General features: G+C 42.5%; 17 protein-coding genes and 1 pseudogene. 5 read left to right on the top strand and 13 right to left on the bottom strand.

The genetic code is table 11. The annotated features are described in order from the left end of the window. Positions 1–76: 76 nt before the first annotated feature. Both B5D54_RS03500 and B5D54_RS03495 read right to left on the bottom strand, forming a co-directional pair. Complete coding sequence (locus B5D54_RS03500) at positions 77–646, bottom strand: YceI family protein (RefSeq protein WP_078925093.1); 570 nt, start codon at positions 644–646, stop codon at positions 77–79. Next, positions 643–1,182 (bottom strand): cytochrome b, encoded by a 540-nt coding sequence (locus B5D54_RS03495; RefSeq protein ID WP_078925092.1) that lies wholly within the window; start codon positions 1,180–1,182, stop codon positions 643–645. Before B5D54_RS03495 ends, B5D54_RS03500 begins: the two co-directional genes overlap by 4 nt. A 508-nt stretch (positions 1,183–1,690) precedes the next feature. Between B5D54_RS03495 and B5D54_RS03490 the strand changes: the two genes are divergently transcribed. Further along, positions 1,691–2,323: a hypothetical protein gene (locus tag B5D54_RS03490; protein ID WP_078925091.1), complete on the top strand. Its 633-nt coding sequence runs from the start codon at positions 1,691–1,693 to the stop codon at positions 2,321–2,323. A gap of 47 nt (positions 2,324–2,370) precedes the next feature. Here the strand turns inward: B5D54_RS03490 and B5D54_RS03485 are convergent, their stop codons facing one another. From B5D54_RS03485 to B5D54_RS03465, 6 genes and pseudogenes are all read right to left on the bottom strand, one after another. Continuing rightward, positions 2,371–2,757, bottom strand: a complete 387-nt coding sequence (locus B5D54_RS03485) for a CBS domain-containing protein (protein WP_078925090.1) — start codon at positions 2,755–2,757, stop codon at positions 2,371–2,373. 11 nt (positions 2,758–2,768) lie between these two features. Next, positions 2,769–3,119, bottom strand: a complete 351-nt coding sequence (locus tag B5D54_RS03480; RefSeq protein WP_078925089.1) for a transcriptional regulator — start codon at positions 3,117–3,119, stop codon at positions 2,769–2,771. After that, on the bottom strand, positions 3,116–3,844 hold the full coding sequence (locus B5D54_RS17325) for a DUF1538 domain-containing protein (protein WP_407835074.1): 729 nt from the start codon (positions 3,842–3,844) through the stop codon (positions 3,116–3,118). The genes B5D54_RS03480 and B5D54_RS17325 overlap by 4 nt, the downstream gene beginning before the upstream one ends. Before the next feature lie 75 nt (positions 3,845–3,919). After that, a pseudogene (locus tag B5D54_RS17320) lies at positions 3,920–4,600 on the bottom strand (DUF1538 domain-containing protein); the annotation flags it as partial. A 281-nt stretch (positions 4,601–4,881) separates the two neighbouring features. Then, on the bottom strand, positions 4,882–6,057 hold the full coding sequence (locus tag B5D54_RS03470; RefSeq protein WP_078925087.1) for a Gfo/Idh/MocA family protein: 1,176 nt from the start codon (positions 6,055–6,057) through the stop codon (positions 4,882–4,884). A 152-nt stretch (positions 6,058–6,209) separates the two neighbouring features. Continuing rightward, positions 6,210–7,577 (bottom strand): GntP family permease, encoded by a 1,368-nt coding sequence (locus B5D54_RS03465; RefSeq protein WP_242004535.1) that lies wholly within the window; start codon positions 7,575–7,577, stop codon positions 6,210–6,212. 325 nt (positions 7,578–7,902) lie between these two features. Here B5D54_RS03465 and B5D54_RS03460 point away from each other — a divergent pair, with 325 nt between their 5' ends. The 3 genes from B5D54_RS03460 to B5D54_RS03450 all read left to right on the top strand — a co-directional run bounded on the left by B5D54_RS03460 (position 7,903) and on the right by B5D54_RS03450 (position 11,520). After that, entirely contained in the window at positions 7,903–9,075 is a 1,173-nt protein-coding gene (locus tag B5D54_RS03460) for an iron-containing alcohol dehydrogenase (RefSeq protein WP_078925085.1), read from the top strand. Positions 9,076–9,167: 92 nt separating this feature from the next. Continuing rightward, positions 9,168–10,016: a type 2 periplasmic-binding domain-containing protein gene (locus B5D54_RS03455; RefSeq protein ID WP_242004537.1), complete on the top strand. Its 849-nt coding sequence runs from the start codon at positions 9,168–9,170 to the stop codon at positions 10,014–10,016. Between the two features lie 10 nt (positions 10,017–10,026). After that, positions 10,027–11,520, top strand: a complete 1,494-nt coding sequence (locus B5D54_RS03450) for a methyl-accepting chemotaxis protein (RefSeq protein ID WP_078925083.1) — start codon at positions 10,027–10,029, stop codon at positions 11,518–11,520. A 108-nt stretch (positions 11,521–11,628) separates the two neighbouring features. Here the strand turns inward: B5D54_RS03450 and B5D54_RS03445 are convergent, their stop codons facing one another. The 4 genes from B5D54_RS03445 to iolD form a co-directional block, all read right to left on the bottom strand. Next, entirely contained in the window at positions 11,629–13,140 is a 1,512-nt protein-coding gene (locus B5D54_RS03445; RefSeq protein WP_078925082.1) for a CoA-acylating methylmalonate-semialdehyde dehydrogenase, read from the bottom strand. Positions 13,141–13,494: 354 nt separating this feature from the next. Continuing rightward, a complete protein-coding gene (gene iolE, locus B5D54_RS03440; RefSeq protein ID WP_078925081.1) occupies positions 13,495–14,385 on the bottom strand; it encodes a myo-inosose-2 dehydratase in 891 nt (296 codons plus the stop codon). 21 nt (positions 14,386–14,406) lie between these two features. Next, positions 14,407–16,323 carry a bifunctional 5-dehydro-2-deoxygluconokinase/5-dehydro-2-deoxyphosphogluconate aldolase gene (locus B5D54_RS03435; protein WP_172459861.1) on the bottom strand — a complete coding sequence of 639 codons (1,917 nt, stop codon included), beginning with the start codon at positions 16,321–16,323 and terminating at the stop codon, positions 14,407–14,409. A 350-nt stretch (positions 16,324–16,673) separates the two neighbouring features. Beyond that, positions 16,674–18,722, bottom strand: a complete 2,049-nt coding sequence (gene iolD / locus B5D54_RS03430; RefSeq protein WP_078925080.1) for a 3D-(3,5/4)-trihydroxycyclohexane-1,2-dione acylhydrolase (decyclizing) — start codon at positions 18,720–18,722, stop codon at positions 16,674–16,676. Between the two features lie 249 nt (positions 18,723–18,971). Between iolD and iolB the strand changes: the two genes are divergently transcribed. Then, the gene (gene iolB, locus B5D54_RS03425) at positions 18,972–19,796 is read left to right on the top strand and encodes a 5-deoxy-glucuronate isomerase (RefSeq protein ID WP_078925079.1); all 825 of its coding nucleotides are present in this window, start codon (positions 18,972–18,974) and stop codon (positions 19,794–19,796) included. 76 nt (positions 19,797–19,872) lie between these two features. On the opposite strand, the gene B5D54_RS03420 is transcribed toward iolB, so the two are convergent. Beyond that, on the bottom strand, positions 19,873–20,709 hold the full coding sequence (locus tag B5D54_RS03420) for a MurR/RpiR family transcriptional regulator (protein WP_078925078.1): 837 nt from the start codon (positions 20,707–20,709) through the stop codon (positions 19,873–19,875). Between the last annotated feature and the right edge of the window lie 106 nt (positions 20,710–20,815).

Below are 20,815 nucleotides of genomic sequence, written 5' to 3'. Positions count from 1 at the left end.
CAATAGCATTTTTACCAATATAAAAAGTCCCCTTTATTATCAGGGGACTTTTTGCTAACCATCAGAAGGGGCCGTCTTACTTTTTGATCCCTTCGACATGCAGTTCCATATCCACATAGCTGGATGCTCCCATCACAGCAATATCAAAATCTTTAAGTTCTAAACGTGTTGAGCCCATAAAACCAGCACGTTGTCCACCCCATGGATCACTACCGGCTCCTATAAATTGAGCATCAATCGTGATTGGCTGCGTTTTTCCATGTAAGGTCAATTCACCCTGTACTTCAAGATTGCCGTCACCTTTATCGATAACTTGTGTACTCGTAAATGTAGCGGTTGAAAATTTTGAGGTGTTTAAAAAATCAGCACTACGAATATGCTTGTCTCGTTCAGCATGGTTAGAGTCTAAACTACGCGTATCGACATTCACTGAAACCTTAGAGCTAGCGATATCCTCAGGATCATAAGAAAATTCGCCATTAAACGTATTAAAACGACCTTTAATAAAACTATAACCTAAGTGGCTGACTTTAAAGTTGATGGATGCATGAGCACCTTGGGTATCAATCGCATAATCAGCCGCATTCGCACCAAAGGGTAAAGCCATAGCGAAAGCCAAACCGGATGCCAATAACGTTTTCTTCATTTTGATGCTCCTATCATTTTTCGTAGCGTATTATCTTTATTGATAAAGTGATGTTTTAAAGCCGCCAAAGCATGCAGTAATACCATCACTATCAGTATCCATGCGGCGTATAAATGTATCATTCCTGCAATATCGGATTGCTGGTTGAATAAAGATCCAGCACCTGGCAATGTAAACCAGTTAAAAACATCAATTCCCCGACCATCTGCGGTAGAAATTAAGTAACCGGAAACAAAGAGAACAAACAAGTTAATATAGAGGAAGCCATGCATCAGTTTTGCTGCTACTTTTTCTAACCACGTCCCTTCTATTGATGGTGACGGTGTAACCAATTTCCACATGACGCGGAATAGAGTCAAAGCAGCCAGCAAAAGCCCGACAGATTTATGCCAGTGAGGAGCGGTTCGATACCACTCACTATAATAAGAGAGATCCATCATCCATAGGCCAACGGAAAACATACCGAACACGGTCAGTGCAGATAGCCAATGGATAGCTTGTAATGTTCGACTGTAATGAGTCACAGAGGTATTCATTTTATATCTCTTAGTAAAATTCGTTAATGACACGTCTAAACCACAGATTATTAACAGATTATTTACCATTTACAACATAATGAATATACCAATGACTTGATGATGATGTTCGAATTATTCGAACTAAAGGAAATTGACTAGGAAATCGCTTCTAGTGTAATGCCAGAGATAGCTGAAGATTATCTGATATATCAGTCAGTTCTAGAGCAAAAAAGTTTGAGAATAGGGAAAGCTAAGCCTATAGTAGGAATTTGTGACTATTTGTAACCTATTGCAAAAATAGGCCGTTATGCATGAATTGTCCATGAAGCAAGGGAAAAACAAGCTGAAGCTTTTTTTATCGATAATCGATATAAATAATCACCGACTCAGCGTGATGAAGCGCCCGAAGCCTATCAGTGAACATAAATATCAGGCTGTTTTATGGTAGGATTCAGCAGAACCTGAGCACTCCTTCCACAAGTAATCAGATTAAGTTTAAGTTGGCGATATAAAGGAGAAGATTTAATTGTTACTGGACATCCTGACCCAAAGTGTTAACGAATTCCAAGTCGACTGTCTGAAACTATGTGAAAAACACTATCCGACTATTCATAACCAAGGAATGAGTGAACATCACCTCGGTCTCGCTTTTGCCCGACGTTTGGCTCGTACTCTCACCGAATTTGGTCACCCTTGTGAATATGCTCCGCTTGATTTGTTCCCAACCTATGATAACCCCCATCATTTTCGAATCAGTTGCGATAAAGGGACGGTATGGGTACTTACCCATCATATGGTAAGTGCGGGAAAAGCGTGTCGAGAAAAGTTGCTCAAAGATATTAGTTTATGGAAACAAGAATATGCTTACGCCATTCAACCTAATGACTTATTGCTACTGTTAACCGATCACTGGATAAGCCGTAGCCAAAAGAGCCGAGAGTTACTTCATTGGTGGACAGGCAGTTTACCGGATGAAATAGCGGACTATCAGACACAAGGCATTACCTTGTATGAAAGTGACTCTCAACTATTACAAGCATTAGAAAGTACGTTTCCCATGACCCCTTGTTATATTAAGTATGGCCACCCACTTAGACGTTCAAAAAACCAGCAACTCGTTCGGAAGTACATACAGCTTTATGCTGTTTTACAAGGGTAATCGCATCGAAACACCATGGTACAAGGAATGCTGTACCATGGCTTTCATTAGTCAATACGCGAAAGCAACGCATCCATAATGTCATCCATTGTCACGAAACCGAGTAACTGGTTGTCATTAAGTACTAATAAACGCTTTATATGCTGCTGAACCATCAACGTCGCCACATGTTTTAGTGCCAAATTTTCCCCAACAGAGATAGCGGGTTTCGCACAGACATCATAGACATTGAGAAGATCAATATCGCCGTCTTCAGAAATAACCGTTTTTACTATGTCTGTATAAGTAATCAACCCAAATGCATCATGAGCGTTTTGCTGCTCAACCACTAGAGATTTAAGTTGATGTTTCTTCATTAAACTCATCGCTTCTCGTAACTTGGCAAAGGGTGAAATCGTCACCACATCACGAACCATTACATCTTTCACTAACATGGCTACTTTCCTTATAATGTCTCTTTTAATTGCTGTTCAAACTTATCCAATTGATTGAGATCAATTCCTGCTAAATGTTCTAATCCAATCGTAAACGCGAGGCCTTTTGAGTCTTCTTCGTTGGGCCGCAATAAGGCTTGTAGCGATTTTAAGATTTGCAAAGAAAGAGACTTTTCTAGCACCATTAATAGCACTGATTGGCTCCCGTCATAAGTTAAGCCAAAGAAAGTTTTTCGGGTTTCATTGCTTATCCCACGGCCAGCTAAAACAGTGATTCCACCCGCGCCTTGCTCTCGGGCATTATCGATAGCATCTTGTTCCAGCTCTTCTGGAACAATGGCAACTAATACGGAAAACTTCATGCTTTCACCTTTGAATATTGAAAAAACCAATCTGTGATAATGGCATAAATCATCACAGTCACTATCGGAAATATAGAAGCAAATGCAATTAATCCAAACCCATCAATCAGGACATTGCGGCCTTCGATATGCGTCGCTAAGCCAATACCAAGCGCGGTAATGAGTGGAACGGTCATATCAGATGTCGTAACCCCTCCTAAATCATACGCTAATGCAATAATATATTTTGGCGTCATTAATGTTAATATTATAACTAGTGTATAGCCACCAACAATATATTCATAAAGCGATGCACCATTGACAACTCGATAAGCTCCGATAGTGATACCTATCGCTAAACCTAAAGCGGCAAATATTCTAATCAATGAACCATTTACTTTACCAGAAGCACACTCCTCGGCTTGCTTGCCAACCGCAATTAAAGCAGGTTCAGCCATTGTCGCCGAAAAACCGATCATAAAAGCAAATAGATATACGTAAAGTACATTACCGCTCATAATCAGCTGTTCTGCCATAGAATTGCCTATTGGAAAAAGCCCCAGTTTTAAACCTAAAACAAAAATGTGCAAACCAATAACCACTAAAACAAAACCAAAAATAATGCTTCTCGGATTATTTAATCTCCTCCTTAACACTAAATATTGGAAAAATAAAATAGTTAGCATTATAGGTAATACATCCCTCACGGTTCCTAGAAGCTCTATAAAGGGGACATACCAAATCAAATGTTCATCTGTAGGTAGAGTACTAATAAAAGAAGAAACTTGAGATGTATCAAAAGAATAGACGTAGATACCATAAAGTTGAACCGTTAGTCTTGGTGCCATCGCAGCCATCGCAGCTAAGCCAAAACCATCAATCAGTGGATTTCGCCCACGAATGGAGCTCGCTAAGCCAACACCAATCGCGGTAATTAATGGTACCGTTACAATATTGGTCGTTACTCCCCCCGAATCATACGCAATCCCAATAATCTCCTCCGGTGCAAAATACGTAATAGCAATCGCTAATAAGTATCCGATAATCATAAACCAACGTAAGGGATATCCCATGATGGTACGAAAAACGCCTAATGCAATAACAAAACCAACCGACGTTGCGACTAATAAACGTAAGGTAAGACTATCAATTCGTCCTTCACTGATGGTTTGCGCCTGTTCAGCCACCGCAATCAGTGCTGGTTCAGCGACCACGGCAGAAAATCCCATCGCAAAACCAAAGGCGAGTAGAATAGAAAGTGAACCCCGACGTGCAAATTGATTGGCAAGGCTTTTACCAACAGGGAATATGCTTAACTCTAACCCCTGCAGAAATAAAGCAACCCCTATCGCAACCACCAATAAGCCAAATGCCATTGAGCCAACCTCTTCAGGCACTTGACGTAAAATGGCAAGTTGAAAAAACAGTACAACAATAACAATGGGTAGTAAGTTTTTTAGTGCATGCAATAGTGCATGATAAAAATCTTTGATAAATAGCATCACTATTCCTGTAGCGATTAACTCAACAGAGGGTTCACTGAATGAGTTTAAGCATGTTTATGGGTAATTATATGAGAGCATGACAAAAAACCACTCCCATCACTAGGCTAAAACTCTCGATTTTGTGAATTTACTCCGATAATGGTCTTGGAATCGAGTCTTTATATGGGAGAGAGTTCTGATATAAAAATGTAAAGGAGTATGTAATAGGTGAAAAGGTGTGACTAATCAAAAATAGAAAATAAGCCCATGTTCAACATAGGGCTTACCGACTAAGGAGATTAATTAAAGTTTACCCAGATAGAGTGATTATCTGCCGACTCCACACATTTTTCGCAGAGTCGAACACCGTTAATACCAGCCTCAATTCCGGGATACCACATCGTTTGAGTGGTTTGCTTATCACCATGATCAACGGCATTCATCACTAAAGCAAAGCGGTGGTAAAGGTTAGCCCATGATTCAAAATAGCCTTCCGCATGTCCCCCACCAATCCGATTAAAGGCAACGCTAGCGACTTCTTTATATAAGTAGTCCATATCTCGATCTAAAATACGAACTGGTTCACCTTGTATTTCATAGCGTAGCTGGTTTGGATGCTCATCCCACCACTCTATTGATGCCTTTTCACCTACAATTCGAATTTTTTGTTGATGCATCGAACCTGCATTGACAGCAGAAGCCCAAAGCGTCCCCACCGCCCCGCCCTCAAACTCCATCATCACATGAGCGTTATCTTCTAACGGTGCACGAGAAGGAATGAAGCTTTGGCGCATACAAGTGAGTCGGTCTACTTTCAGCCCAGTCATCATTTCACATAAATAAAATACGTGAGTACCTATGTCACCAATTACATAAGTGGGGCCAGACACTTCTGGCCTCACTCGCCATTTCAAGCTGGGATTATCTTTTTCATGTTCAATATTATGAAAGCCGTGAGCAAACTGCATGGTAACCACCCGTATTTCACCAAGATCTCCCCTTTCAACCATTTCACGCGCCTGATGAACCATCGGAAAACCGGTATAACCATACATCACACCGATCACGCGATTTTTAGCTTTTGCAATAGACTTCAGTTCTTCGGCTTCTTCACTGGTGAAGGTAATGGGCTTTTCACACACCACATGCAACCCTGCTTGTAGTGCCGCTTTGCAAATTTCGTAGTGTGTGGCATTCGGCGTCGCAATCGATACGGCTTGAATGCCATCTTCTCGTTTAGCTTCCTGTTCAAATAACGTTTGATAAGAAGAGTAACAACGCTCTGGGTCAAGGCCAATTTGTTTCCCAAAATCTTGACAACGTTGTGCATCTATATCAAAAGCCCCAGCAACAAGAGTAAATAGACCATCTCGCAAGGCTGCATTTCGATGTGAATATCCAATTTGACTACCACGCCCACCGCCAACCATTCCCCAACGGATAGGATGTTCGAATCGCTGCTCTTCATTAAACATGTGTTGTTTCTCCTAGTTATTGGGGGTTATCCCAACAGATAGTTTGATATGCTCTATGGTCGAATAATTGAGTTAATGAAATGTACATTCCTAAATTGGTAATCGAGTAACCCTGCATTCGGTTCATTTTCCCTATTTGAACTCAACGTTCATTACACCACGCCAAACGTCGCAAATATCAGCACCACTCCCGTAGCAACAATGGGAATCGCTAATGTACAAACAAAAATATCTTTATAAGAATCTCGATGTGTCATGCCACAAATGCTAAGTAATGTAATGACCGCGCCATTATGAGGTAATGAGTCCAACCCGCCGCAGGCAATCGAAGCAATCCGATGTAACGCTTCTAGGCTGATCCCTAAATTTGACGCTTGTTGAATATAAATATCACCGAGTGCATCCAAAGCAATGCTTAGCCCACCAGAAGCAGAACCGGTAATTCCAGCCAGTAAACTGGTGGACATGGCAAATGACAGTAGCGGGGAGCCTGGAATGGACAAAATCATCTCTTTAATCGAATCAAATGAAGATAATGATTTGATCACATTACCAAAACCCACCGCAGCTGCCGTATTCATAATGGGCATAATGGCACTCTCTCCACCGTCATTAATCGCCTCTCGTGCATGAGCAATCTGTTTTCGAAAAAGAATCAGAGCGACGACAATCGCGGTCGTTAACGCGATGATCAGGCTCCACATCCCTTTCACTTTTTGGAGCGTTGAACCGTAATCAGACAGGTAATGGGCTTCAATATTGGGGTAATAAAACGTGACCAACAAAAAATTAAGCATCAGTACAATAACGATGGGGATAAATGCCCGTCGTGGAGAAGGTAAAGTGTCTGGTTCCTCACTATCGTCAACGTCGATACCAAGGTGATGTCCATAGCCTTCACCATTTGCACGGGCAACCGCTTCTCTTCTTTTCAGCCACAACATGCCTAATCCAAACATCGTGCTCGTGCCAATTAAACCGAGCATGGGAGCGGCATAGGCCGTCGTACCAAAAAATGGCATAGCAATCGTATTTTGAATCTGTGGTGAGCCTGGTAATGCTGTCATCGTAAAGGTAAACGATCCTAAAGCGATGGTTCCTGGAATTAACCGCTTGGGTACATTACTATCCCGAAAAATTTGCGCCGCAATAGGATAGACCGCAAACACCACCACAAACATGGAGACGCCCCCATACGTCAACACCGACACGGCAAGCACCACCGCTAAAATGGCATTATTTGCTCCAACCCTTGATGTGATCACCTGCGCAATTGTTTTTGCTGCACCTGAAACATCCATAATTTTGCCAAAGACGGCTCCCAATAAAAAAGCTGGAAAATAGAGCTTTACGTACTGGGCAGCACTCAACATAAACACTTCAGTATAACTGGCCATCAAAGGGGTTCCCGCCGAAAAAATTGCAGCGAATAAGGCAAGAATCGGGGCTAGCCATATCACGGACATACCTCGATAGGCTAAGTACATTAGCATCACTAACGACAGAATAATTCCAACCATTCCAAGCTCCACGAGAGACTTCTCCTTACTATCCAGATTTGGTGACTGGTAAAAGTTAAGTTTTCAAAATCAACCCAAATTGAAACATTCATTTCATAATTTTGGAAGATTGATTTATGTAACAATGATCACAGTTTACTAAAAATCTCGACATAAAAATAAAAAGTACTTATTTATCAGTAATATAAGTACTTTTTATTTCCAGTTTTATGGTCAGCGAATGGTTAGAATATATTTTTCAATTAATTTATTTAAGAAATAAAATTTTCAATGATAGTATGATTTGGTTACTATTTTTCAACTTTGAAAAACTGAGGAATCAATCATGAGCACAAGTATCGTATTACCCAGAATCATGCATATAGGGAAAGGGGCGTCCATGAAGGTGGCGGAGGTGATGAAAGCTCTCCATGTTCATTCCCCTCTCATCGTGACAGATAAAATGATGGTTAAGCTAGGTTATGCCGAGCGAGTACAACAAAGGTTACACTGTGACGGTATCGAAAGTACGGTTTACTCAGATACTGTGCCAGAGCCAACGGTTAGCTCTATTCAAGCCGGTGTGGATTTAGTGCGAAAAAGTCATTTTGATTCAATCATTGCAATTGGCGGTGGTAGTCCAATTGATAGCGCAAAAGCAATCTCAATTGTGGGTAAATTGGGTGGACAAGTCAGTGACTACCGATTTCCAAACGATGTGGCTGAAAATGGGCTACCGATTATTGCGATTCCAACCACCGCAGGAACGGGTTCAGAAGTAACACGAGTGACGGTGATTACTGATGACACCAATGATGAAAAGATGCTCTGTATGGGGCTTGGGTTTATGCCAATGGCCGCATTAATCGACTTTGAATTGACGTTGTCGTTACCCCCCAGAGTGACCGCAGATTGTGGACTAGATGCCCTAACTCACGCTATCGAGGCGTATGTTAGTAAAAAGGCTAACCCTTTTACGGATGCTCAAGCTCTCTCAGCAATAGAAATGATCGGAACCCATATCCGTCAAGCTTATCATGAGCCACAGAACGTACTTGCACGCTCAGCAATGATGTTAGGTGCAACACTGGCCGGTATTGCGTTTTCTAATGCCTCTGTCGCTTTAGTTCACGGCATGAGCCGACCTATTGGGGCTTTTTTTCATGTCCCGCACGGGTTATCCAACGCCATGTTATTGCCTGTTATTACGGAATATTCTATTCCTGCAGCAAAAAAACGTTATGCAGACTGTGCACGAGCAATGGGAGTGGCACTGCTTTCGGATCATCATTCCGTCGCCTGCCAAAAATTGGTTGCGGAGCTACGGCTGTTGAATCAACACCTTAACGTTCCTTCCCCCTCCTCTTATGGCATTGAAAAAGAAAAGTTTTTCGACTTGCTCCCCACAATGGCTCAGCAAGCATTCAATTCCGGTTCACCGCTAAATAATCCCAAAGTTCCAACGATTGAGGAAATGATAGAACTCTACCGAAAAGTATGGGCGGATGGAGAAAGATAAGTCTATTCGCTGTATTTCAGTCACTTGAAGTTGTCGCTATAGCAACTTCAAGTAACAAAAGCTCGTGGAATGGTCGACTAAATGGAGAGATCATGAAAATAAAAAATATATTTATCCTCGTTGCAGTGTTCTTCAGTGTTCACTGCACTGCGGCACAAACGATAACGGTAAATAAAGTCGAAGGAGAAAAAGAACAACTGGCATTTAATATATTGCAATTAGTGTTAGCTAAAAGCTCTCCTGACTTAATCATTAAGCAAATTGATCAAAATTATAATGAAACACGACTCACTGAGGAAATTCAAGCTAATAATATTGATGTGATGTGGGCCGGCGCTTCATCGGAAAGGGATGAAAAGTTACTTGCTATTCGAATACCGATATTTAAAGGGCTTATGGGGCATCGACTTTTTATTATTAGATCGGGAGATCAAGCTAAATTCTCACAAATAAAAAATCTATCACAACTCAGAGCATTAAAAGCCGGTCAAGCTACTTTTTGGGGAGATACACAAGTCATTAAACAAGCGAATTTGCCCATCGTCACCACGATCAAATACAACAATCTTTTTCCAATGCTAGAAGGAGGACGGTACGACTATTTTCCCCGCGGTGTTCTTGAGCCTTGGGAAGAGGTCGCCCAACATACTCAACTCAATTTGGCTGTTGAAAAAGATTTGATGCTTATTTATCCCTTTGCTTTATATTTTTATGTCAGTAGAGACAATCAACCCTTATATAACCAAATATATCAATGGTTTATGTCAGCTATCGATGATGGGAGTTTTGATTCGTTATTTTTCAATCATCCTCTTATCAAAGACACTCTTGCTAAAGCCAATCTAGGGCAACGAACCATCTTACGGATCGATAACCCTTATATGCATCCAGACACCCCATATGAGAACAAAAAGTTCTGGCTAGATATCAACCAGTTATAGGGAATCCATTATGAACTCTATTAAATATAAATCCATGCTGCTTTTGATCATTATTTCATTAGTGGTTATGGCTGCCGTTTTCTCTGGTAGCTATTTTTTTGCAAGAGAATACTTAACCAATCAGTTGGAACAAGATATTAATGACACGAATAAAACATTATCGGTCGTTTTAAAAGAACCTATCTTTTCATATGATGACCATTTAATTGATAATATTACAAAATCTTTTGTTAATTATCCCTACCTCTATCAAATCAAGGCATTTGATCATCGTAATAATATCATTGGAGAAGCGAAATCTGATCAGCCGATACCATCCTCTTCTGATTTAAAATCCTTTACCTTAAACATATTATGGGAAGATGGGCAAAAAATAGGATCGTTAGTGATTGATTATCGTCTTGATGCCAATAATGCGATTTTAAATACCATAAAGAAAATGTTCATGCTCATTGCGGTTTTGTTATTATTCTCCCTACAACTCATTAATTGGGGCGTATTATCAAAATTAGTGATAACACCACTTAACCAAGTCACAGGAGCACTGTCAAAAATCGCCCAAGGTGAAGGTGATTTAACCCGCAGGCTAACGATTCGTCATCACGATGAGGTTGGCCAATTAGCGAGTGAATTCAATACGTTTATTTCAAACCTTCATGCTTTGGTGACTCGTATCATCTCTTCCACGACCGAACTTGCTTTATGTGCTGAAAAAATCCGTGCTAACAGTGAACAAAATAGCCATGAGACTCAGCAACAATTAAGAGAGATCGAACAAGTTGCCACGGCGCTGAATGAAATGGCTTCAGCCTCACACGAAGTTTCCCATAATGCGAATAATACAGCGGATAAAACAAGAAGTTGTAATGTTCTTGCTGAGCAAGGAAATGAGGTCGTGAAACAGACCGTACTGGCTATTCATAAACTTGGCGATGAGATTAATTCCACCTCTGAGACCGTCTCTGAACTGAAAGAAAAAAGTGATTACATCAGCACCGTATTAGAAGTGATTAAAGGAGTAGCCGATCAAACCAATTTACTGGCGCTCAATGCCGCTATTGAAGCCGCCCGAGCTGGAGAACAAGGCCGTGGATTTGCGGTCGTTGCGGATGAAGTTCGAGCACTTGCGTTGCGAACCCACCACTCTACAGAGGAAATCGAACATATCATTCACGATCTTCAAACCAGTTCAGAAAATGCCAATACTCAAATGAATGCGACAAGTCTTACCTTAAGCCAAACGGTCTCTGAGTCAGAACAAACCACACTCGCACTCAACAACATTATTAAACACATAAACGATATTAATGATATGAATACCCAAATAGCGACGGCGACCGAAGAACAAAATACCGTCGCCAATGATATCAGTGAAAAAATCAACATCATTAATGATAGCACCACTTCAGTCACGAATAATGTTGCAGGTGTACGCGTGTTAAGTGAACAGTTAGATGAAATTTGCCAGCACATACGTGAGGATTTAAATAAATTTAAAGTGTAACGGTTCAACAAGACAAATAGTCAAAAAACCGTTTACCCTATCGATCCATAGAATAAAAAAGCGCCTCCGGCATAGCAGGAGGCGCTTTTTTGTATAGAGAAAAATCGATCAATCCATTGTGGGCATCGAGAAAGAGCTGGCATGTTGCTCTAAACGGACACTTGCAGGCCAACGACTGGTAACGGTTTTCATACGGGTATAAAAACGTACACCATCTTGACCATGAACATTGAGCGGCCCAAATATTGAGCGCTTCCAGCCACCAAAACTGTGGAACGCCATAGGGACTGGAATCGGGACATTGATACCAACCATACCAGTATGGACCTCTTCACTAAATTGACGAGCCGTTTCACCATCGCGGGTAAAGATGGCGGAACCATTGCCGTATTCATGGCGATTAATCAATGCTAACGCGGTTTGATAATTCTCCACCCGTACCACACACAACACTGGGCCAAAGATTTCTTCTTGATACACGGTCATCTCGGGTGAAACATGATCAATTAACGTTGGACCAACAAAATAGCCGGCTTCATACCCCTCAACGGAACAATCTCGGCCATCGGTAATTAAGGTCGCTCCCTGATCCTGTCCCGATTGAATATAGTCACATATTTTTTGTTTATGCTGCGCTGAGATAACTGGCCCCATATCATTTTCAGTGCCATCGACCATCCCTGGGCCCACTCGCATGGTGGCGATTTTCTGTTGTAGCCGCTCAATGAGTTGATCAGCCGTTTCATCACCAACAACCACGGCGACAGAAAGCGCCATACAACGCTCTCCAGCAGCCCCAAAAGCTGCGCCCATAATCGCATTGGTTGCCATATCAATATCGGCATCTGGCATCAAAATGCAGTGATTTTTAGCGCCCCCTAATGCTTGGCAACGCTTACCATGAGCAGAAGCGGTACTGTAGATATATTCCGCAATCGGGGTAGAACCAACAAAACTGACCGCTTGAATTCTCGGATCAGTAAGCAGTACATCGACCGCTTCTTTGTCCCCATTCACAACATTAAACACCCCATCAGGTAAGCCCGCTTCGGTGAGCAGCTCCGCCAGAATTAACGCTGTACTCGGATCTTTCTCTGACGGCTTTAAAATAAAGGTATTACCCGTTGCTAAAGCAATGGGAAACATCCACATTGGCACCATCGCTGGGAAGTTAAACGGGGTGATGCCAGCGCAAACACCGAGTGGCTGCATTAAAGAATGGCTATCAACATGCGTCCCCACGTTGGCAGAGTGTTCTCCTTTTTGCAGATGAGGAATACCACAGGCGAACTCAACCACTTCAAGCCCTCGAGTCACTTCCCCCACCGCATCAGAATAAACTTTACCATGCTCATTGGAGATGACCCGAGCCAATCTATCCATATTCTGCTCCAGTAACGCTTTAAACTGAAACATAACTCGCGCACGTTTTAACGGGCTGGTTTTCGCCCATGAGGCAAACGCTTTTTCCGCCGCGTTGATCGCCTCTTCCACTTCTTCCTTTTGGCTTAATTGGACCTGTCGGGTTTGCTCACCTGTTGCAGGGTTATAGATTGCAGAAAATCGTTCACTCTGGCTTGTTTTGCGTTGACCATTAATAAAATTCAGCACCGTTTCCATCGTATTCTCCTTCGGCTGTCTTGACTGGAACATCATTATTATTTTGCTGTCACTACGTATTCCGTACTGCTTGAATCGTTCTAACAATGCTACCCTTTATACAGAATAAATATTTCATTTTCAATGGAAAGTGAGTTATTTCATTTCATTACGTGCGAGATATTTTCTAAATTTTGGCCGAAATCACCCAATTTACCGAATTTAAATGAAATCTTAATTTCATTTAACACACATAAAACCAAGGAGTGCTACTGACCATTCTGGCTTTTGTTGACTAGAATGGTGGGATAAAAAAAGCGCCTAAAAAGGCGCTATCAGGAATAAGAGGTTAGCGATTTACTCAAAAAATTGGCGCTATAAAAGCCCAGCTTCTTTGGCAAATTTAGATAAGTTGTTGTAGCCCAATGTGGCATAAGTCAACGGGTGAGCAATCGCAGGATCTTGCTCAGCTTCAACCACAAGCCAGCCCGTATAATTGACCTCTTTCAACACATGAAATACCGCGGGGTAATCAATACAACCATCACCCGGTACGGTGTAAACGCCTTCTAGAACAGAATCCAAGAAGCTTAATTTGCGATTTTTCACATCGGCAAGTACGTCTTTTCGAATGTCTTTGCAATGTACATGGTTAATTCGCTTAGCCCAGCACTGCGCGACTTTGACCGGATCTTCGCCAGCAAACGTCAGATGCCCAGTGTCTAATAGTAAGCCAACTTCAGGGCCTGTGTGCTTCATCAAGTTATCAATATCTTGCGCTGTTTCAATCACGGTTCCCATATGATGGTGGTAAGCGATCTGGACACCTTGACTTTGTGTGTATTGAGCAAACTCTGTTAGCTTACGACCATACTCTTCCCAACGATCAGCGGGAAACAGAGGGCGTAAGTGAACCGGTGTCTCTTTTGCACCATGAATACAGTTCGTCACTTCACAGGCGACCATCACTGTTGCGCCAAGTTCACGCAATAAGGTCAGGTGTTCTTGTACCGCTTCAATTTCCTCTTCCACACTACGAGTCAAGAGTTCCATGGAATACCAGCCAGAGACCAGTTTCAGATCATGGCTGGCGAGAATTGGGCCTAACACACTCGCCTGACGTGGAAATTTATTCCCCAGCTCAAAGCCTGAAAAGCCCGCTTGTTTTCCTTCGCTTAAACAGGTTTCTAGCGATGTTTCGGCTCCCAGTGTTGGCATATCGTCATTGGTCCACGTGAGTGGGTTAATACCTAGTTGAACACTCATCAAAAGTCTCCTTTTATTGCACTATTTTTCGCCGCGTTGACGCCATAGTGTGATTAAGTTGTGATAATTTTCTTTCACGGTATGAATCAGAGTTTGGTCATCCATTTGACCGGCTAACCACGCACGTGAGGGCTCTCCAAATAACGTGCGACCAACAGCAAACCCTTTCACGATGTTTTGTCCTGCTGTTTGTGAAAAACCATGCTGTAATTCTGCTTGCGGAGCATCTAAGCCCAAAATAACGACTCCTCGACAGTAAGCGTCTCGTTCTTCAATCAACGTCGAGATCGCCTGCCAGCTCGCTTTATCTAATGGAGGAAGCTTCCACCAATCTGGCTTTATGCCTAGGTTATAAAAACGTTTCATCGCTCGTAGATAGAGGGCATCGTCTTTTTCGATGCCTGCGGGTAAAATCACTTCGAGTAACAGCTCATGCCCAGATTGGCAACAGGCTTGATACACTTCTTGAATTTGATGTTCTTGTTGTAAACGCACCGTGTGATCATCTTCTGGGTTAAAGAACACCAGACATTTCACGATATGCTCAAGCGGCCAACTGACAAGTTGTGAGCCAATGTTGCCATGCTCCAGTTCCAGCGGGCGTGATCCCGGTAATTCAATAGGGCGAGCAATCCACCACCCCTGTCCAGTAATGGCATTTAATACATCTTGACCAAAGGAGCTATCACACAATAACCCGGCTTGTCCTTTTTCCAGCCCAGCTTCAACGACGACTTCTCGGCTGGCTTGTAGAATCAGTTTCTTCAGTGGCTTAATACGAGCGATGTCTGCCCCAACTTGCCGCGCCATATCAACAAATTGAATTCGGTGATCAAACGCCATCACGCAGAGCTCATCTCGTGTTGGAGATTTTCGCGTGGTGACACGATGGAGATGATTAAGCTCACTATCGAGATCAGGACGCTTCACTTGCTGAGCCCGTAGTAAGTAATTGTCCAGCTCGGCTTTCGTTGGCATTGCCGGAGCACAACCATGGCGAGAAACCACTAACGCGCCACAAGCATTGGCATAAGCACACGCTTTTTCCCAACCTTCACCATTTAAGTAGCCACGCAATAAGCCCGACATAAAGGCATCGCCTGCTCCTAATACGTTCAACACATCCACTCGAACGCCATAAACGGTGATTCCTTGATCAAGAGTTTCGGGAATAACATCCGTAAATACGGAGCAACCTAACGCCCCTCGTTTACACACCAACTCAGCCTGAGAAACTTCACGAACGGCTTTTAACGCTTGAATGGTATCCGTTGAACCGCCGCAGATATGAAACTCTTCTTCAGTCCCAACGATCACGTCAAAAAGACCTAATACCTCTTGCAGTTGATCGGTAACTTTTTCTGATTCAATAAAACGAGTTTCACCATCGCCTAAAGAGGTGAGCCCCCACAACACCGGTCGGTAATCAATATCTAAGGCAGTTTTAACACCATTGCGACGAGCATATTTCAATGCCGTCAACACCGCTTCTCGTGTTTTAGGGTGAGAAAGATGCGTTCCGGTGATTGCCAAACAACGTGCAGAGGCAATGTACTCTTCACTGAAATCTTCCTTGCTGATCGCCATATCAGCGCAGTTTTCACGATAGAAAATCAGTGGGAAGGTTTCTTCATCTTTAATACCGAGGATCACAAGCCCGGTTAGCCGATCTTTATCTGTCAGTAAATGGCTGGTGTCACAGCCAACTCGTTGTAGTTCTTCACGTAAAAAGCGGCCCATGTGTTCGTCACCAACCCGGGCCAGCATGGAGGATTTTAGCCCTTGTACTGCGGTACCATAAGCCACGTTACCCGATGAGCCACCCAAATATTTACTAAAAGAGCTCATATCTTCTAAGCGGGCACCGATTTGCTGTCCATAGAGATCAACCGCAATTCGTCCCATGCAAATCACATCTAAATTCTTTTCTGTACTCACCGTTCGCTCCTTAAGTACCTCTGTGCTAAACAAGTCCTCTTTCCCTTAAGGGGATAGACCGTTCTTGCCGTGTTACACTCTATCGCACAATCATTTCACAACACTATTTATACGGAACATTTATTTCATTTTCAATAGAAAATTACCGTAATATTTCATTATGTGATCGTGATGGAATTTTGATTTATAAATATTTAAAAATAGAATTAATATTTCAAAAGAAAAAAAGAACTAATAAAACAATGGGATAGAAAGATTTAATTTAGACGGGAGTTAAAACAGAAAAATGGAAGTGAAAAAGCCCACCACATTTCGTGGTGGGAAATCGGGGGTGGTTTCGTGTTATCCGTTTAATACTGACGGGCTGTCGTTAACACTTGCTTAATGTCATTCGCGGCTTGCTCAATCTCTGGTTTATCTGCCACTTGAGCAGTACCACAGCGCCACCAAGCTTCATAACCATGGGTCATGGTTTTGGGTAACACTTTGATATCAATCAGGGTCGATACCGTCTGTTTTTTTGCCTCTTCAAGCGCACTGATCAGTTGCTCTTCGTTGTAAACTCGATAGGCTCGACATCCATAACTTTCGGCGTTCATAGCAAAATCCACCGGAACTAGTGGCCCGGTCAACGCGTTTGTTTTCGGATCTCGAAAGCGGTTTTCCGTTCCAAAACTCCCCATCCCTTGGCTCATTTGTAAGTTATTGATACACCCAAAAGCGGCATTATCAAACAAAATTACGTTGATCTTCACCCCTTCTTGAATAGAGGTTTGTAATTCAGAATGCAGCATCATGTAAGAGCCATCACCTAATAAGGTATAAACGGGTTGATCAGGACAAGCGATCTTCGCCCCCACGGCAGCCCCAATTTCATATCCCATACAGGAGAAACCATACTCCATATGGTAGGTATCAGGTACTTTCGGTTGCCATAGCCGTTGTAAATCACCCGGTAACGAACCTGCGGCCCCGACCACAATCGCATCATCTTCTAAGTGTTGATCCAACAAACCTAAAACACGGGTTTGCGTTAACTCAGTATTGAGAGCTTCTCGATACTCACGCAATTCATCATCAAAATGCCCTTCCACCTCAGGTTGGTATTCTTGCCCAACTTGGGTCGTAAACAAACGCGCGACTTCTTCTCGCCACAGTGCTTTCGCTTGTTTGATCTCATTGTGGTAACCACTGGTGTAGCCAGCCTGAATTAAGTAGCTTGCCATCGCCCCAAGGGCTGATTTTGCATCCGCGACCACCGCAGTAGCATCAAGCTTACAGGCATCAAATTCCGACACATTGATGGTTAAAAAATCGACGTCTGGATGTTGAAATAATGATTTAGAAGCCGTGGTAAAATCGGTAAATCGGGTACCTACCCCAATCACCAAGTCGGCTTCTTTCGCAATGAGGTTAGCAGCCAAACCACCCGTGGTACCAATGCCACCTAAATTAAGGGCATGATCATACACAATGGCGCTTTTTCCTGCCTGTGTTTCACCAAAAGGAATATGGAAGGTTTCGGCAAATTGACGAAATGCTTCGTGAGCTTCTGAATATCGAACTCCACCGCCACAGATAAGTAGTGGTTTTTTCTTCGTCATGATTAAGCGAACCGCCTCATCGATCATGGCGTCAGTCGCAGGTCGGCGATCAATACGATGCACTCTTTTTTTAAAGAAATATTCTGGGAAATCATACGCTTCCCCTTGTACGTCTTGGGGTAAACAGATGGTGACAGCTCCTGTATCAGCAGGGTCGGTCAAAACGCGCATGGCATGAATCATCGCAGACATCAATTGCTCAGGGCGATTGATACGATCCCAATAACGAGAAACGGGTTTAAAGCAATCATTGGTGCTGATTGAAGCATCATAATATTGCTCAACTTGTTGAAGAACGGGATCCGGTTGCCGACAAGCAAAAACATCCCCCGGAAGAAAGAGAATAGGAATTCGGTTCGCGGTTGCCGTTGCTGCCGCCGTGATCATATTGGCAGCACCGGGGCCAACAGATGAAGTCACGGCATAAATTTTCTTGCGTTTATGCTGTTTAGCAAACCCCATTGCAATATGCGCCATCCCTTGTTCATTACACCCTTGGTGAACAATCAAATCGCCTGAATCTTGTTCTAACGCTTGCCCAAGCCCTACTACGTTGCCATGACCAAAAATCGTCAGTACACCATGAATAAACTTATGCTGCTGACCATCAAACTCAACGTATTGTTGGTTCATAAATTTGACCAGCGCCTGCGCTGTTGTCATTCTTATTGTCTTCATCACCCGATCATCTCCAAAATTCGCTAAGAGAAGCATTGATACTGTTCCATCACTGCTCTCGTGACTTACCGCAATCCTGTTATTTCTTGAAATTACTATATGAAATATAAATTTCATTTCAATTTATATTTGGAATAAAGTTGACTTTTGTGATCGGAGTACAATTGTCAAAATTAAACGTGAATTTCTTAATGTCGTCGAGTTTTTCTCATGAACTCACCTTGAAATTGAAATGTTTATTTCATAATATGGATAATTGAAAACTTAAACTCATTTCAACCAGAAGCTAGTCATGAAGAACAAACCACACCTAGATGACGAGAATACACTGGGAAAATGGGCTTGCTAACCACTGAGGAACGTCGCATGTCTACACTGTTATCAAAGTATAAAGCGCCAGATAAAATGGGGTGTACGCAAAAAATAACCCCTGAGAATGCGGGCTGGGAATATGTCGGATTTGAAGTTTATGAATTGAAAACAGGGCAAAAACTGGTTCTACCCGCATCAAGCAATGAACTCTGCTTAGTTCTAGTCGCGGGCAAAGCAAGCATAAGAACAGAAACAGCAAGTTTTGAAAATATCGGCGAGCGGATGACCCCTTTTGAACGAAAAAAACCATACGCTGTTTATGTTTCCGCTCAGGAAGGTTGTGAGGTTGAAGCATTAACGCCACTAGAATTGGCCGTCTGTAAAGCGCCGGGTAAAGGAACCTATGCCACTCGGTTAATTACACCAAAAGATATCCAAGCTGAAGCACGAGGCCAAGGTAATAACCGACGCTATGTACATAACATATTACCTGATGATGTACCCGCAGACAGCTTATTGGTCGTGGAAGTCTTTACTGATGAAGGTTGCACTAGTTCCTATCCAAGCCATAAGCACGATCAATCTAACGAACCTCATGAAACGTATTTAGAAGAAACTTACTACCATCGCCTTAACCCCAGCCAAGGTTTTTGCTTACAGCGTGTTTATACCGATGATCGATCTTTAGATGAATCGATGGCGGTTTATGATAAAGATGTGGTCAAAGCCCCAAAAGGTTATCACCCTGTAGCGACCATTGCCGGTTACGATAACTATTACTTAAATGTCATGGCTGGCCCTTCAAGAAAATGGTGCTTCACTTGGGAGCCAGACCATGAATGGGTCAATGGTCCGGTTTATAAGGCCAAACATGCTTAGTTGGGTATTTTGATTGTTATATAAAAACGTCAGCACTGATTGCTGACGTTTTTTATGCTAAGGATAAATCCGCTACTTACTCTTTGTTTGCAGAATCATGAAAAGCGAGCGATACAGCAAGAGTTTGAGCTAAACATAAGGAAGCGGCTTGAGAGCGAAATGCATCTACCTTTGCTTCTTTCACCACAAAACAGACATCACTCGATGAGGCTAATGGGCTAATTTGACTATCGGTAATGATAATTTGCTGAATCGCAGAACCGACTAATGATTCACTGATTGTGGTCGTTTCTTTTGCATAGGGTGAGAAGCTAATCACAATCAATACATCATTTTCTTCAATGGTACTCATCTGCTCTTTAAACATGCCCCCCAATCCATCAATGAGGAAAGCACGCTTGTTTAAGTGACGCAATGCATAAACAAGATACGATGAAACAGAAAATGAACGACCTAAACCCACCACATAGATATTCTTTGCCTGAGCGAGAATCTCAACCGCGCTATCCAAATATTCAACCGGGGTTTGCGCCGCTAACTGATGCATCGCATTGCTATTTGCTCGTGCAAACTCTTGTAGAATATCCATCGGGCGTTCTGGTGGCGTGGTATCCCCTTCCATTTCTTTCAATAACCGAACACGATCCGTATAGCTGGACGTCTCCTCTAATAAATTACTGCGAAATAGTTGTTTCATTTCATTGAAGCCACTGTAACCAAACGCATTGGCAAAGCGGATCAAGGTTGACGGTGGAACATTCGCTTGCTCAGCAATAGCGGAAACCGTTTCAAAAGCGACACTGTTTTTATTATCTAAGACATAAGCAGCCACTTGTTGCAATCTTTTGCTAAGTTCACCATAACGAGTACGGATTTGATCTTCTAGTTCACTTAAGGTTGTTGCCGGTAACATCCCAACACTCCAATCTTCTCTTTTAGACAATCTTATTCAAAATAAAGTAATAATGAAATTTTTTTTCTGTTTTTATTCAAATAAAGTAAAAAATTTGGATCAAGCA

Source organism: Vibrio cincinnatiensis DSM 19608 (assembly GCF_900167345.1).
Taxonomy (GTDB): domain Bacteria; phylum Pseudomonadota; class Gammaproteobacteria; order Enterobacterales; family Vibrionaceae; genus Vibrio; species Vibrio cincinnatiensis.
The sequence above is the reverse complement of the archived record's forward strand: the minus strand, read 5'-3'. Positions and strand labels throughout refer to the sequence as shown.

Bases quoted from the DNA above. Each gene is read 5' to 3' on its own strand.
- iolE (WP_078925081.1), bottom strand. From the start codon at position 14,385: ATGAGTGTTCAACTAGGTATTAACCCACTCACGTGGACCAATGACGAT.
- B5D54_RS03500 (WP_078925093.1), bottom strand. From the start codon at position 646: ATGAAGAAAACGTTATTGGCATCCGGTTTGGCTTTCGCTATGGCTTTA.
- B5D54_RS03480 (WP_078925089.1), bottom strand. From the start codon at position 3,119: ATGAAGTTTTCCGTATTAGTTGCCATTGTTCCAGAAGAGCTGGAACAA.
- B5D54_RS03485 (WP_078925090.1), bottom strand. From the start codon at position 2,757: ATGTTAGTGAAAGATGTAATGGTTCGTGATGTGGTGACGATTTCACCC.
- B5D54_RS03455 (WP_242004537.1), top strand. From the start codon at position 9,168: ATGAAAATAAAAAATATATTTATCCTCGTTGCAGTGTTCTTCAGTGTT.
- iolD (WP_078925080.1), bottom strand. From the start codon at position 18,722: ATGAAATTTATATTTCATATAGTAATTTCAAGAAATAACAGGATTGCG.
- B5D54_RS03495 (WP_078925092.1), bottom strand. From the start codon at position 1,182: ATGAATACCTCTGTGACTCATTACAGTCGAACATTACAAGCTATCCAT.
- B5D54_RS03465 (WP_242004535.1), bottom strand. From the start codon at position 7,577: ATGGTTGGAATTATTCTGTCGTTAGTGATGCTAATGTACTTAGCCTAT.
- B5D54_RS03420 (WP_078925078.1), bottom strand. From the start codon at position 20,709: ATGTTACCGGCAACAACCTTAAGTGAACTAGAAGATCAAATCCGTACT.
- B5D54_RS03460 (WP_078925085.1), top strand. From the start codon at position 7,903: ATGAGCACAAGTATCGTATTACCCAGAATCATGCATATAGGGAAAGGG.
- B5D54_RS03470 (WP_078925087.1), bottom strand. From the start codon at position 6,057: ATGTTTAATGAAGAGCAGCGATTCGAACATCCTATCCGTTGGGGAATG.
- iolB (WP_078925079.1), top strand. From the start codon at position 18,972: ATGTCTACACTGTTATCAAAGTATAAAGCGCCAGATAAAATGGGGTGT.
- B5D54_RS03445 (WP_078925082.1), bottom strand. From the start codon at position 13,140: ATGGAAACGGTGCTGAATTTTATTAATGGTCAACGCAAAACAAGCCAG.
- B5D54_RS03450 (WP_078925083.1), top strand. From the start codon at position 10,027: ATGAACTCTATTAAATATAAATCCATGCTGCTTTTGATCATTATTTCA.